The sequence below is a fragment of the Neptuniibacter sp. QD48_55 genome (assembly GCF_047778115.1).
Classification (GTDB): domain Bacteria; phylum Pseudomonadota; class Gammaproteobacteria; order Pseudomonadales; family Balneatricaceae; genus Neptuniibacter.
Window position 1 is genome coordinate 3454183 of the sequence record NZ_CP180555.1, and the last position, 13184, is coordinate 3467366.

14 protein-coding genes are annotated in these 13184 nt (G+C 46.3%); 9 read left to right on the plus strand and 5 right to left on the minus strand.

The window, feature by feature from the left end:
- Positions 1-43: 43 nt before the first annotated feature.
- Positions 44-802, plus strand: a complete 759-nt coding sequence (locus ACMXYW_RS16290; RefSeq protein ID WP_415904712.1) for a substrate-binding periplasmic protein — start codon at positions 44-46, stop codon at positions 800-802.
- Here the strand turns inward: ACMXYW_RS16290 and ACMXYW_RS16295 are convergent.
- Entirely contained in the window at positions 771-1643 is an 873-nt protein-coding gene (locus tag ACMXYW_RS16295; protein WP_415904713.1) for an AraC family transcriptional regulator, read from the minus strand. The genes ACMXYW_RS16290 and ACMXYW_RS16295 overlap by 32 nt on opposite strands.
- 199 nt (positions 1644-1842) lie before the next feature.
- Between ACMXYW_RS16295 and ACMXYW_RS16300 the strand changes: the two genes are divergently transcribed.
- From ACMXYW_RS16300 to ACMXYW_RS16310, 3 genes are all read left to right on the plus strand, one after another.
- Entirely contained in the window at positions 1843-2412 is a 570-nt protein-coding gene (locus tag ACMXYW_RS16300) for a DJ-1/PfpI family protein (protein WP_415882878.1), read from the plus strand.
- 87 nt (positions 2413-2499) lie between these two features.
- The gene (locus ACMXYW_RS16305; protein WP_415882879.1) at positions 2500-2850 is read left to right on the plus strand and encodes a ribbon-helix-helix domain-containing protein; all 351 of its coding nucleotides are present in this window, start codon (positions 2500-2502) and stop codon (positions 2848-2850) included.
- A gap of 6 nt (positions 2851-2856) precedes the next feature.
- A complete protein-coding gene (locus tag ACMXYW_RS16310) occupies positions 2857-3348 on the plus strand; it encodes a DUF6942 family protein (protein WP_415904714.1) in 492 nt (163 codons plus the stop codon).
- A gap of 74 nt (positions 3349-3422) precedes the next feature.
- Here ACMXYW_RS16310 and ACMXYW_RS16315 read toward each other — a convergent pair whose 3' ends face one another.
- Positions 3423-4025: a fasciclin domain-containing protein gene (locus ACMXYW_RS16315; protein ID WP_415904715.1), complete on the minus strand. Its 603-nt coding sequence runs from the start codon at positions 4023-4025 to the stop codon at positions 3423-3425.
- Positions 4026-4247: 222 nt separating this feature from the next.
- Between ACMXYW_RS16315 and ACMXYW_RS16320 the strand changes: the two genes are divergently transcribed.
- The gene (locus ACMXYW_RS16320; protein ID WP_415904716.1) at positions 4248-5477 is read left to right on the plus strand and encodes a nucleoside recognition domain-containing protein; all 1230 of its coding nucleotides are present in this window, start codon (positions 4248-4250) and stop codon (positions 5475-5477) included.
- A 164-nt stretch (positions 5478-5641) separates the two neighbouring features.
- Here the strand turns inward: ACMXYW_RS16320 and ACMXYW_RS16325 are convergent, their stop codons facing one another.
- Genes ACMXYW_RS16325 through ACMXYW_RS16335 form a run of 3 tightly spaced genes read right to left on the minus strand, consistent with a single transcriptional unit; the run spans position 5642 to position 6986 of the window.
- Positions 5642-5995: a GFA family protein gene (locus ACMXYW_RS16325; protein WP_415882884.1), complete on the minus strand. Its 354-nt coding sequence runs from the start codon at positions 5993-5995 to the stop codon at positions 5642-5644.
- A gap of 42 nt (positions 5996-6037) precedes the next feature.
- Positions 6038-6535 (minus strand): hypothetical protein, encoded by a 498-nt coding sequence (locus ACMXYW_RS16330; RefSeq protein WP_415904717.1) that lies wholly within the window; start codon positions 6533-6535, stop codon positions 6038-6040.
- A gap of 49 nt (positions 6536-6584) precedes the next feature.
- A complete protein-coding gene (locus ACMXYW_RS16335) occupies positions 6585-6986 on the minus strand; it encodes an acyl-CoA thioesterase (protein ID WP_415892861.1) in 402 nt (133 codons plus the stop codon).
- A 223-nt stretch (positions 6987-7209) separates the two neighbouring features.
- On the opposite strand from ACMXYW_RS16335, the gene ACMXYW_RS16340 reads away from it, so the two are divergent.
- The 4 genes from ACMXYW_RS16340 (at position 7210) to pstB (ending at position 13172) form a co-directional block, all read left to right on the plus strand.
- On the plus strand, positions 7210-8181 hold the full coding sequence (locus tag ACMXYW_RS16340; protein WP_415892862.1) for a PstS family phosphate ABC transporter substrate-binding protein: 972 nt from the start codon (positions 7210-7212) through the stop codon (positions 8179-8181).
- A 144-nt stretch (positions 8182-8325) separates the two neighbouring features.
- The gene (locus ACMXYW_RS16345) at positions 8326-10599 is read left to right on the plus strand and encodes an ABC transporter permease subunit (protein WP_415904718.1); all 2274 of its coding nucleotides are present in this window, start codon (positions 8326-8328) and stop codon (positions 10597-10599) included.
- 27 nt (positions 10600-10626) lie between these two features.
- The gene (gene pstA / locus ACMXYW_RS16350; RefSeq protein WP_415904719.1) at positions 10627-12315 is read left to right on the plus strand and encodes a phosphate ABC transporter permease PstA; all 1689 of its coding nucleotides are present in this window, start codon (positions 10627-10629) and stop codon (positions 12313-12315) included.
- Positions 12316-12338: 23 nt separating this feature from the next.
- On the plus strand, positions 12339-13172 hold the full coding sequence (gene pstB / locus ACMXYW_RS16355; protein ID WP_415886296.1) for a phosphate ABC transporter ATP-binding protein PstB: 834 nt from the start codon (positions 12339-12341) through the stop codon (positions 13170-13172).
- Positions 13173-13184: the final 12 nt, after the last annotated feature.

The window sequence follows — 13184 nt, forward strand, 5'->3', positions numbered from 1 at the left end:
CTTATACTTAAACGGTTGAGGTTTTTAAGGTGACGGAGGGGATATGTATAAACTCTGGAGTGTCTTCGCTTTCCTGCTCTTTTCCAGCTCAGCCCTTCTGGCCAAGGAAGAGATCACCGTCCCTATCTATGATCAGGAACGCGCGCCTTTAGCCCTACTTAATGAGGGGGAAGCAAGCGGTATCTATCCCGAGCTTTTCCGCGAAATACTCAAAGGTGCAGATTTAGAACCAAACCTTGTACCTATTCCTCCAATGCGCCGACGCATTGGTTTCGAAACTCAACTGTATGCCGTCTCCTGCTGCGCTAACCCAGCATGGCGCCAACGGCCTCGCGAGCAAGAGGTTCAGATATTCAGCAAACCGTTTTACTGGACTAAAGATATCTTTGTCTTTCCTAAGGAGAATACTTTTTCCATAGACAAACTATCCGACCTATCTGATAAACGCGTTGCGACAGTACGCGGGTTTGATTATCGCGGCGCCGAACATTTTGGCGAACGTTTAGATTTTCAAAATGAGATCACTTTAATGCGGGCGCTGGCTTTAGGCCGTGCTGATGTAGGTATCGTCAACGAAGATATCTATGAAGCCTCTTCACAACGGAATTACCTAGCTAAAGGTCCGATCCACGATGAGGCTAGTCTACATATCAGGATTCATCGAGCGAGACTTGATTTGGTCGAACCGATCAACAAATCCATTGAAAACCTAATTAGCAGTGGTAAACGCGATCAGATCGTAAAGAAATACTTAACCCAACATAACGCTATTAGTGCCGCTGTTCCGAACGCTGCTCCCTAAACTGTTGCGGTGTAACACCCACCATGCGGCGAAAGAATTTAACGAAGTTCGTCGCTTCACTAAAGCCCAACCAATACCCTACCTCTGCCACAGAGGCAGAACTATGAGCCAACATACGTCTGGCTTCCAAAGCGACACGGCGATCAATCACCACCTTAGCGCTATAACCCTCCACCTGAATGCAGGCACGACTTAAAGTACTCTGGGCGTAACCGAGCTTTTCAGCGTAGAAACGTAAGCTATGCTCAGTCCGGTACTCTTGCTCCAACAGACCGATAAACAATTGATAGGTTTTGCGGGATCGGCTTGTGACCTGATCGGTAACTCTGACCTTATTTTGCCAACGCGCAAAGCGGAGTAGCAGGTTCAATAGTTCATTGCGCAGAAGTGAGATATCTAACTGTGAGCCATCAAACCCTTCAAAATCGCGCTTTAAGCGTGAAATCGATTGCCGAATGTCCTGCTGTAAAAGCTCGGTCAGTAGCGTGCAATTTTGCCAATCTTGCAGAGCTAGCAGATCCACACCTTTAGATTTCACCCTTTCATCATTCGGTAATGCTGCAGGATCAATCAGCACGACCTCCGCTTGCAAATCGCGATAATCCTGCCACTCCTGAACCTGCCCTGGTCGCACAAACAAAAGAGTGCCCGGCCTTAAATCATAATCGATAAAATCGATGCAATGCTGTCCTTGCCCTTTGGTCACTAGAATCAGCATATAAAACTCTAGACGCTCAGGCACAGTAGGCAACTTCTGATAGAGATCTGAGAACGAGATAGGTTCAATCCCTAGAGTCGCTAAGCGTTTGTTCTCAAAAAAGGTGTGTTTAATTTTTTGCATCTAAACCGGCCTTAAACATCCTTAATCCATCGGATTTAAGTGAAGAGGCCTAGCTTAACAATTCTCATGCAACAAAAGTATTGGTCACTTTTTCACCATGTAGTATTCAGCTAATACCTATCCCAAACCAAGCCCTGTTACTTTGATAAGTATTGAGCAGCCATTCAAATAAAAAGCCCAAACAAGGGAGCCCAATACAATGCAAAGCAAAAAGATTCTGATGATTACCGGTGATTTCACCGAAGATTATGAAACGATGGTGCCGTTCCAAACCCTATTAACGGTTGGCCATCATGTAGATGCAGTATGCCCAGAGAAAGTTAGCGGCGATACGGTTGCTACAGCGATTCATGACTTCGAAGGTGACCAAACCTACACTGAAAAACGCGGCCACAACTTCACCCTAAACGCGACGTTCGCAGATATTAATGTTGAAGATTATGACGCACTGGTGATCCCAGGTGGTCGAGCACCAGAATATCTACGTTTAAACAAAGAAGTGATTGAGATGGTGCAACACTTCTTTAAAGAGAACAAACCCGTCGCTGCAATCTGCCACGGTGCGCAATTGCTATCTGCTGCGGGCGTTCTAGAAGGTAAATCTTGCTCTGCATACCCTGCGTGTGCCCCGGAGATCAATCAATCTGGTGGTACTTACACTGACATTCCACTGGATGCAGCCGTGACTGATGGCAATCTAGTCACTGCCCCTGCATGGCCAGCACACCCTGCTTGGTTAGCACAGTTTATGGTTTTGCTAACTATGTAATAGAATTAGCGCAGGCTGCTTTCTCCCCAAACCTGAACCCGAAAGCAGCTTGTCGCTACCTATACAGTCAAATCAGTGGAGAGAGCTATGTGCAAACTGTTTATTAATGCCGAACCAGAACTTTGGAAAAGCAGCACCCGCTCAATCCGTATTGACGGTATGGTTACCAGCGTACGTCTGGAAAACTATTTTTGGACTACCCTGACAGCGATCGCAGAACGGGATGATCTAAATATTCCGCAGATGCTGACCCGCCTCTATCACGAATCGATCGATGCCGGTCACGACTTAGGTAACTTCACTTCATTTCTACGAGTTTGTTGTATGCGCTACCTGGCGTTGCAACTGTCAGGCGATATCCCAACGAATGAAACTGTGGCGATCAGCTCCCTCGATGCTGATGCGATTTTAAGTAACGAAATCGAAAAGCGTCACTAAATCTCTATGACTGTCGGATTCGGCGCTCAAGGGTTTGAGATCGCGATCTATATAGCCAATCGACCACCGATTGAACCCTACCCTGCTCTCGATCATCTGCGCCCACTTACCTCGGGTGAGATCAAACACATTGCGGACCAAACAGGTAATCACTGGCGTAAGATTTTTAATGTCAGCGCTAAGTTTATGTTTGAGCTACAAAACGACGTAGAGTTTAAGACTTGGCAGGCGCTGCGCGATCAGTCGCTCTATCAGGCAGAAAGCCCTATGGCATTACTGTTTTCAAAGCCAGATTTAGCAGAACCAAATCGTATCCATATCATTGCCGGTAAAACCTATGCCCAAGAACTCGGTCTAGAAAACTTGCTTTGGTTAGATCCGTACTTTGCGATAGATACAGACAACAAAGTGACCGTCTGCCCTTATTTGGATTATCGTCAACTGAGCAATGCCAGAATCAGCCAGTTGGTTGGGTTGGTAAAAAACCTAAGTCCTTAAAACGATCAAAGCGCTTAAAACGATTAAAGCCCTGAATAATCAGGGCTTATTATCTCGCAGAACTAAGACATTACTTAATTCAGAGTCGGATTCTGAATCTTTTTCCAATTCACATTAAATGTTTGCTGATTAGCACCCGCAGCGGTTGGGTTATCTTCAGTCATACGATTGATCTCAGCCGCTTGCTGAAGCGATGGAGGTAAAATCACAGTGTCGATCACATGGATAATACCGTTGCTTGCATCCACATCAGCGGCAACTACAGTCGCCTGATTGATCATCACATTACCGCCAGCTAAGCTAATCGCGATATTTTCACCTTGTAGGGATGGCGCTGCACTTAAACCCATAGCCGTTTTTGCATCCACTTTGCCAGCTACTACGTGGTAGGTAAGTACTGCTTGTAGGTCTTTTTTGTTCTCAGGTTTTAGAAGATCAGCCAACGTTTCTTCTGGTAGTTTGGCGAACGCTTCATTGGTTGGCGCAAACACAGTATATGGGCCATCGCCTTGTAGGGCACCGACTAGGTCAGCAGCTTTTAACGCCGTCACTAAGGTAGAGAAGCTCTCATTACCCGCAGCGACATCGACAATATCTTTCTTCATTGAATAGGAACCTGCGGTCGCCATTAATGGTACAGCTAGTAGAAAGCAGGCCAGTGTTTTTATAATTTTCATTGTTGTTCTCCTCGCGTTTATTCCTTAAGCAGGCCCTCTACTGCCTTAATGAGATTTTGCTTAAGTGCATCGTAATCAGTGCTACGGAGGTTCTTGAAGGGCAGATCAAAAAACGTACAACAAAATTTTCTTTTTCTGTTTTTATGCCTGTGAATAGAATATTCTTATTTTTAATAGCTCCACTTAACTCCCTGATATTGCGATAAATTTAAGAAGGTTTTTATGCTTCATCGCATCTGGCTAAGTTTTTTTCTAATCGCTTTTAGCGCAGCCCTCTATCAGTGGCTCTGGCTAGATGATTCCGCAGTATTCCAACGTTTGGTGCAGTCCACCTTTGATATGTCGAAGCTATCAGTGGAGTTATCCATAGGCTTGATCGGCACCCTCGCCTTTTGGCTGGGCATCATGAAACTGGCGGAAAGTTCTGGGCTTGTGGATAAGTTTGCACGGGGGATAAGTCCACTTTTCTGCCGTTTGATGCCAGAAGTTCCAAAAGGTCACCCTGCCATGGGCTCTATGACCATGAACCTCTCGGCCAATGTTCTAGGTTTAGATAACGCCGCTACGCCTCTAGGCTTGAAGGCAATGCGTGATCTGCAGAGCTTAAATCCACATAAAGATACCGCGACTAATGCCCAGATTTTGTTTCTGGTACTGAACACCTCCTCGGTCACGCTATTCCCGATCACCGTGTTTCTCTATAGAGCGCAACAAGGTGCCAGTGACCCTACGTCGGTCTTTATCCCTATTCTAATTGCAACCTGTTGCTCGACACTTGCTGGCTTATTAGCGGTGAGTTTTGTACAGAAAATCCGTTTATGGGAAAGAGTTACTCTGCTCTATATCGGCGGATTTGTTGCACTATTACTCGCTTTTATCGGCTATTTCACGACACTAACGATCGACGAGTTACAACGGCAATCATCGCTAGTGGGTAATTTAATGATTTTCTCAGCGATTATTGGCTTTCTCTGTATCGCCCACTTTAAAGGGGTGAATATCTACGAAACCTTTATTGATGGCGCCAAAGAGGGATTTGAAGTCGCGATTAAAATTATCCCTTATCTGCTCGCCATGCTGGTAGCGATTGGCGTACTCAGGGAAAGTGGCGCGTTAGAGGGGTTTATCTGGTTACTACGTGAAGGCTTTGCCAGCTTTGACGCCGATACCCGCTTTGTTGATGCACTGCCCACTGCGATTATGAAGCCATTTTCCGGCTCTGGCGCCCGAGCAATGATGCTGGAAACCATGAATACCCATGGTGTTGATTCTTTCGCGGCTTACCTAGCCTCGGTTGTCCAAGGCTCAACAGAAACCACCTTCTATGTACTGGCAGTATATTTTGGTGCGGTTGGTATTCGCCATACCCGCCATGCTATCGCTTGCGGCCTTACTGCAGATCTAGCTGGGATAATTGCCGCAATTAGTGTGGGTTACTGGTTCTTCGGTTAATACTTCCAGTACAGCAGAAAACTAGAGTTGGGACACTTATCGACTCTATACCACGGGCATAAATACCCGCCATGCTATCGCTTGTGGTCTTACTGCAGATCTAGCCGGGATTATTGCCGCAATTACTGTGGGTTACTGGTTCTTTGGCTAATAAATAAACCAACCTACAAAGAAGCACCATCAATCAGTTCATAAGGCAGTGCCAACACATCCACACCATCGACACAGCCTAGATGCACTCTGTAATGACCGGGTTTACGCAAGGTTTGATGGAAAGTGTAGATACCGCATTGCTTACAGAAATGATGTTTGGCGATATGAGTCGCGAACTCGTAAGTTGCCAAGGAATCATCCGATACCTGAATATCGATATCGCTAGGGTCCACTACAAAGTTGCCCATCATGGCACCTTTCTTCTGGCAGATAGAGCAGTTACAACGCACACCTTCAACAATCTCTGGGGCATGAAAACTGAATCTAACATTGCCGCAATGACAACTGCCTTGATATACCGGCATAGCACTCGCCTCCACTTGGTTTAAGCAAAGGCCCGATTGATGCTAGCTCTCGTCTATTAAAAGGCTACCATCCGGTTCTGTCTGACCTATGCCGTTATAAATAACATCATGACTCATGGCATCAATATCAAAGGCTTGCAACGTTGCCGGAGCAGAAGTACCTGCATACCCGACCGCTTCAGCAGCAACCGTTTCACCAAACACTAAAGATAAAACGGTAAAGCCAAAGGCCTGCTTTTCTGAGGTCGACAGTTGCGGCCAAGCGCTATGATAAGCCTGCCAAATGGCTGGCGCCTGACTTAAACCTTGCTGTGTACCCAACGAAAACTCCGCGAAGTGTCGAGCGATATAGCGCTCAACTGCGTGCATCGAGTCCTGATCCAGTAAGTTAGGTAAGTGCAACTCTGCTAAGCAGAATTTTAACGCCGCTTCATACGCGTCTAGGCAAGATCGGCAAAAAGCAAAGTCATTTGCCTGCACAATCACACTGTCAGTTTCAGATAGTTGTTCGTATATAGGTAACGGATCTGCGTGAGCCATATTTAACATCCTTGTTGTTATGGTTGATCTTAGAGGTAACTATAGCCGCTTATATGGCAACTGCCAGATCGCGGATATGTCCATGGCCATCAATGGCGACCTGCACACATTCGGTTTCGGTCACTTTTCGTAGTTCGGTGCCATCGGGGCAACAACCCCATGCTTCAACGTGGATACGCAAAGAACTGCGGCCACTTTCAATTAATTGAGTGTAGAAGGACATAATAGTTCCCTCTAGCACTGGTGATAGAAATGCCATCTGCCCGACCGATACGGTAGAAACTCGGCCTTTAGATAATTTAGCCGCATAAATTTCGGCTGCCTGTACGATTTTGGCGGACACCCAACCACCATAAACATCGCCAAACATATTGGTGGCATCGCTTGAAGCCGGCAGAAGTAGACTTAATTCACCTGCTGGCTGGTGGCTATTTTCCTCGACATGCTCCATGGGATTTCCCCTCCTTTACTGCCATCCCCACTCCTTAGGGTAATGATAGAAACTGTGAATTTTGTATTTATTAGTAAGCTTACTCTAATACAAAAGGCTAATACCCTGAATATGTACAACGTAAAAATTCTTTTCTAAGTGTCACACTTTTGTCATTTAAGAAAATTATAGTGTTCGCATCTTAACTCATATATCTAATTTTAAGACTCTTTGGAGCCTATACATGAAACCAATGAAAAAGCTGCTTGCTGCTGTTGCTATCTCTGCAACTTGTGTAGCTGCAAACGCATCTGACCTGCTAGACAAGAACCTACCAGTTTACTCTAAGGCTTCTGGTGTTTCTGGTAACCTTTCTTCTGTAGGTTCCGACACACTAGCTAACCTAATGACCCTTTGGGCTGAAGAGTTCAAGCGTAACTACCCGAACGTTAACATTCAGATTCAAGCGGCTGGTTCTTCTACTGCGCCACCAGCGCTAACTGAAGGTACTTCTAACATCGGTCCTATGTCTCGTAAGATGAAGGACAAAGAGATCGCTGCATTCGAGAAGAAGTTTGGTTACAAGCCAACGCCTGTTGCTGTAGCAATCGATGCGCTAGCAGTATTCGTACACAAAGATAACCCAGTTGAAGGTCTATCTATCAGCCAGGTTGACGCTATCTTCTCTTCTACTCGTAAGTGTGGCGCTGCTGCAGACGCTAAAACTTGGGGTGATGTTGGTGTAGCAGGTTCCCTATCTGACAAGAGCATCCAGTTGTTCGGTCGTAACTCAGTATCTGGTACTTACGGCTACTTCAAGAAGAAAGCTCTATGTAAAGGCGACTTCAAAAACAACGTAAACGAGCAGCCAGGTTCTGCATCTGTAGTACAGTCTGTATCTACTTCTCTTAATGCACTAGGTTACTCTGGTATCGGTTACAAAACTGCATCTGTACGTGCACTACCTCTTACTAAGAAAGATGGCGGCGCATTCGTAGAAGCAACTCCAGAAAACGCGCTAAACGGCAAGTACCCACTAGCTCGTTCTCTATACGTATACGTAAACAAGAAGCCAGGTCAGCCTCTAGCTCCTCTAGAGAAAGAGTTCCTGAAAATGGTTATGTCTAAAGTAGGTCAGGAAGTAGTAGTTAAAGACGGCTACATCCCACTACCAGCGGCAGTTGTAGAGAAGCAGATGAAAGCGCTAGGCATGTAATATGTCTTGATCATCTGATCTTAGGAAAAAGGGGGCCATTTTGGCCCCCTTTTTTCGTTTATGACAGTCACTGTAATACAGATGTAACAAACTTTTCATATTGTATGCGCCGTCTTCTTAGTAAACTTCCGAGACCTATGTGCCATGAGTACAGAAAACACTGCAACGTCCGACCTGGATTTTAATACCCCGTCGGCCAAGCGACACAGAAACATACGTGCGTTGAAGGATAAACTTGCTTCAGGTGGTATCGCATTTGGTGGTATCAGCGTTATTGTTGCAATCCTTCTGATCTTCTTTTATCTACTTTATGAAGTAGCACCGCTGTTCGAATCTGCCAGCATTGAACCTTGGCAGAAAAATGGACAGGAAATTGCCCCTTACACTGTTCCCGGTGACGGCAAGACACTTTATCTGACAATGGAAGAACAAACAGAGATCGCTCTGCGTGTTACCGACCTAGGTCAGCTGGTGTTCTTTAACAGCCGCAACGGTGACGTAATCAAAACAGAAACTGCCAATATTCCAGAAGGTGCAACTGTAAGCAGCTTTGCTCTAGCTTCTGAATATAGCGGTATTTTCGCTTTGGGTTACAGCAACGGTCAGGCGCAGGTCTTCAAACACAAATACCGTTCTACCTACCCTGATGGCGTACGTGTTATCACGCCAGAAGTGGAATACCCACTAGGTTCTGAACTGATTCAGGTGAGCGATTCACCACTTGAGCTACTTGCAATCAATGGTGAAGAGGAAGAATGGACGCTCATCGGTGGTCAGGCAGCAAACATCGCTGCGACTGAAGTTTCCCTAACCGAGAACCTGATTACTGAGGAAGTAGAAGCGGACACTAACCGCATTACGCTTCCTAATATGAACATCCCAGCTGAGAAACTACTGCTGATGCCAGATCGTCGTTGGATGATGATCTCTGGTGAAGGCGGCAAGTTGGGCATCGTTGATATGCAAGCAGACGGTGGCCCAAAAGTTACTCAGTTAATCGAGACAACCAAAAACAAGATCACCTCTTTTGAGCTACTGATCGGTGGTAACTCCCTACTTATCTCCGACGATAAAGGTGTTACTTCACAATGGTTCTTGGTTCGTAACGAAAAAGGCGAATGGCTAATGCGCCAGATTCGCAGCTTCGAAAACGGTACTTCACCTATCAGCAGCATCTCTATTGAGCACCGCCGCAAGGGTTTTGTAACGGTTTCGGATCAAGGCGTTATCGATTTCTACAGCACAACAGCATCACGTAACTCACTTACAGCTGCCGTTGCTCAAGGCAATGTAGATATGATCGCTCTATCACCTCGTTCTAACGCACTGTTGGTAGAACAGGATGGTAAGTTAGCGCTTTGGGCGGTTCACAACGAACACCCAGAGATCTCTTGGAGCGCACTGTGGGAGAAAGTTTGGTACGAAGGTTACCAAGAGCCAGAGTACACATGGCAGTCTTCCGCTTCTACCAACGACTTCGAGCCTAAATACAGCTTGATGCCGCTAGCATTCGGTACCTTAAAAGCAGCGTTCTACGCAATGCTTCTAGGTACGCCGCTGGCGATCTGTGGTGCGATCTACACAGCTTACTTCATGGTGCCGTCAATGCGCCGTAAGGTAAAACCTTTCATCGAATTGATGGAAGCTCTACCGACGGTAATTTTGGGCTTCCTAGCAGGTCTATGGTTAGCGCCATTTATGGAGGTAAACCTAGCGGGGATCTTTGTCACCCTACTGGTCGTACCTGCTGCCATTATCGCGTTCGCTTATGCATGGGCATGTGCACCTAAAACACTACGCTACTTAGTACCAGATGGCTGGGACGCAGCACTACTGATCCCTGTTGTAATCATCGCAACAATGTTCAGCTTCTGGGTCGCTCCAGGGTTAGAACAAGCGTTGTTCGGAACTGAGATGCGTTACTGGGTAACTCAAGAGCTAGGCATTCCTTACGACCAGCGTAACGCGCTAGTAGTAGGTATCGCGATGGGCTTTGCGGTTATCCCAACGATCTTCTCTATCACTGAAGATGCGATCTTCGCTGTACCAAAACACCTGTCTTACGGTTCTCTAGCACTGGGTGCTACACCATGGCAGACACTGGTACGCGTAGTAATGCCGACAGCGAGCCCAGGTATATTCTCTGCAGTTATGATCGGTATGGGTCGTGCTGTAGGTGAAACCATGATCGTACTGATGGCAACAGGTAACACGCCAATCATGGACGTGAATATCTTTGAGGGTATGCGAACTCTGGCTGCAAACATTGCAGTAGAGATGCCGGAATCTGAAGTTGGTAGTACCCACTTCCGTATTCTATTCCTGGCAGCGTTCGTACTGTTCTTGTTCACTTTCTTCGTAAACACCGTGGCGGAAGTTGTACGTCAGCGTTTACGTAAGAAGTACGGCTCTCTGTAATTTGTGCCTGATTGAGGAAATATAGTAATGCGACAGTCTTTTACTGAATGGTCAAAATCCGGCGCACCTTGGGTATGGCTTAATGCCGGTGCCGTAGCGATCTGTTTGATCATGGTTGTAGGTCTGCTGACTCTTATCGCGATTCGCGGTTTGGGTCACTTCTGGCCTGCAGATGTTATCCAAGCGACTTACGTTGATAAGGGCAACAGCGTTACCCTGATCGGTGAAAAAGTCCAAACTGAAGATGTCCCTGCAGCTCAGCTACGCGATAGTGGCGTAGCTGTACCGGAAGGTGTTGAGAGCATGCAGCGTAACCTGATGAAAGTCGGTAACCGTGACCACGGTGGTACTGACTTCATCTGGGTTCTGGAAGACTTTATTAAAGATCCTTCTAAACCAGAAATGCTATTCACTGCTGAGCGTCGTGAATGGGGTAACTTCTACGGTTACCTACGTGGTATCAAAGAAGATGGCAAACTGGTTTCTAGCTACGAAGGTTACGAAAAAACTGACGAGTACCTAGCACTTTGGGCACTTCTAGAAAGCCGTATCGAACGTGCGCTAGATATCCACAGTGACATCGAAGATATCGAAAAAGACCGTATCGGCTCTATCAACTACAAGTTGGAGCGTTTACGTCTGCAAGAACGTTCTCTACAGCTTAAAAATGTAACTGACCCAGCTCAGTACAAAGAGATTGAAGAGAAGCGCGCGGCACTAGATGCAGAGTACGAAGGTCTACAAGGTGATCTACTCGCTCTTTACGAGAAATTTAACCGCGACACTGTGGTTGCTGAGATCGCAAACGGCAAAATCGTAGAGTTCAAAGTTGCACACGTTGTGCGTGCTTTCCTACCTAACGATATGGGCCTAGGCGGAAAAATCCTTCACTACTTCTCTAAGATCTGGGAATTCGTAAGTACAGATCCTCGTGAAGCAAACACTGAAGGCGGTATCTTCCCAGCAATCTTCGGTACAGTACTGATGGTTATCATCATGTCTGTGATCGTAACGCCATTCGGTGTAGTTGCTGCGGTTTACCTACGTGAATACGCGAAACAAGGTTTTGTAACACGCGTTATCCGTATCGCTGTAAACAACTTGGCGGGTGTACCGTCAATCGTATACGGTGTATTCGGTCTAGGCTTCTTCGTTTACTTCTTGGGTGGTCACATAGATGACGCGTTCTTCCCAGAAGCCAAACCAGCACCAACCTTTGGTACGCCAGGTCTAATGTGGGCTTCTATCACACTTGCACTGCTAACAGTTCCAGTTGTGATCGTAGCAACAGAAGAAGGCCTAACACGTATCCCACGTGCGGTTCGTGAAGGTTCTTTGGCACTAGGTGCGACGAAGTTCGAAACCCTAATGAAAATTGTAATCCCAATGGCTAGCCCAGCGATTATGACCGGTGTGATCCTAGCGATTGCCCGTGCAGCAGGTGAAGTAGCACCGCTGATGCTGGTAGGTGTAGTTAAGCTAGCACCAAGTCTGCCATTGGATATGAACTACCCGTTCCTACACTTGGATCAGAAATTTATGCACTTGGGCTTCCACATCTACGATGTTGGTTTCCAGAGCCCTAACGTTGAAGCGGCACGTCCGCTGGTATACGCAACAGCGTTTTTGTTGGTGGCAGTAATCGCGGCACTTAACTTGTCTGCAATCGCGATTCGTAACCACCTACGTGAAAAATACAAAGCGCTTGAAATGTAATAGAATTTTTAAAGGTTGCTACAATGACTAGCGAAGCTAAAACACACGCAATTGATATCTCTACAATGCAACGAGATAACCGTATTTTGAACCTTGAAGAAGAAACGATGGCTCTTGAGGTTAAAGACCTTAAATTGAGCTATGGCGATAACGAAGCGCTTCACGGTATCGATATGCACATCCCTAAGAACCGCGTAACTGCGTTTATCGGTCCTTCTGGTTGTGGTAAATCAACACTACTACGCTGCTTCAACCGTATGAACGATCTAGTAGATGATTGCAGCATCACAGGTGAGATCCTGCTGGATGACAACAACATCTACGACCGCAGCGTTGATATCGCAGAACTACGTCGTCGCGTGGGCATGGTATTCCAGAAGCCAAACCCATTCCCGAAATCTATCTACGAAAACGTTGCTTACGGCCTGCGTATTCAGGGCGTAACTAAAAAGCGCGTTATCGACGAAACAGTTGAGTGGGCACTTAAATCTGCTGCACTTTGGGACGAAGTTAAAGACCGTCTACACGAGAGTGCACTAGGCATGTCCGGTGGTCAGCAGCAGCGTTTGGTTATCGCACGTACGATTGCGGTAAAACCAGAAGTTCTACTGTTGGATGAACCAGCATCTGCACTTGACCCAATCTCTACATTAAAGATTGAAGAACTGATCCACGAACTGAAGAAAGACTTCACGATCGTGATCGTAACCCACAACATGCAACAGGCTGCGCGTGTATCTGATTACACTGCCTTTATGTATATGGGTGATCTTATCGAGTTTGGTGTAACAGATACGTTGTTCACTAACCCGGCTAAGAAACAAACTGAAGACTACATTACTGGCCGTTACGGTTAATTTGGGGAAGGA

Coding starts and splice junctions, on each gene's coding strand:
- ACMXYW_RS16305 (WP_415882879.1), top strand. CDS start 2,500: ATGTGCAAACTGTTTATTAATGCCGAACCAGAACTTTGGAAAAGCAGC.
- ACMXYW_RS16330 (WP_415904717.1), bottom strand. CDS start 6,535: ATGGCTCACGCAGATCCGTTACCTATATACGAACAACTATCTGAAACT.
- ACMXYW_RS16315 (WP_415904715.1), bottom strand. CDS start 4,025: ATGAAAATTATAAAAACACTGGCCTGCTTTCTACTAGCTGTACCATTA.
- ACMXYW_RS16295 (WP_415904713.1), bottom strand. CDS start 1,643: ATGCAAAAAATTAAACACACCTTTTTTGAGAACAAACGCTTAGCGACT.
- ACMXYW_RS16320 (WP_415904716.1), top strand. CDS start 4,248: ATGCTTCATCGCATCTGGCTAAGTTTTTTTCTAATCGCTTTTAGCGCA.
- ACMXYW_RS16335 (WP_415892861.1), bottom strand. CDS start 6,986: ATGGAGCATGTCGAGGAAAATAGCCACCAGCCAGCAGGTGAATTAAGT.
- pstB (WP_415886296.1), top strand. CDS start 12,339: ATGACTAGCGAAGCTAAAACACACGCAATTGATATCTCTACAATGCAA.
- ACMXYW_RS16345 (WP_415904718.1), top strand. CDS start 8,326: ATGAGTACAGAAAACACTGCAACGTCCGACCTGGATTTTAATACCCCG.
- ACMXYW_RS16290 (WP_415904712.1), top strand. CDS start 44: ATGTATAAACTCTGGAGTGTCTTCGCTTTCCTGCTCTTTTCCAGCTCA.
- ACMXYW_RS16300 (WP_415882878.1), top strand. CDS start 1,843: ATGCAAAGCAAAAAGATTCTGATGATTACCGGTGATTTCACCGAAGAT.
- pstA (WP_415904719.1), top strand. CDS start 10,627: ATGCGACAGTCTTTTACTGAATGGTCAAAATCCGGCGCACCTTGGGTA.
- ACMXYW_RS16325 (WP_415882884.1), bottom strand. CDS start 5,995: ATGCCGGTATATCAAGGCAGTTGTCATTGCGGCAATGTTAGATTCAGT.
- ACMXYW_RS16340 (WP_415892862.1), top strand. CDS start 7,210: ATGAAACCAATGAAAAAGCTGCTTGCTGCTGTTGCTATCTCTGCAACT.
- ACMXYW_RS16310 (WP_415904714.1), top strand. CDS start 2,857: ATGACTGTCGGATTCGGCGCTCAAGGGTTTGAGATCGCGATCTATATA.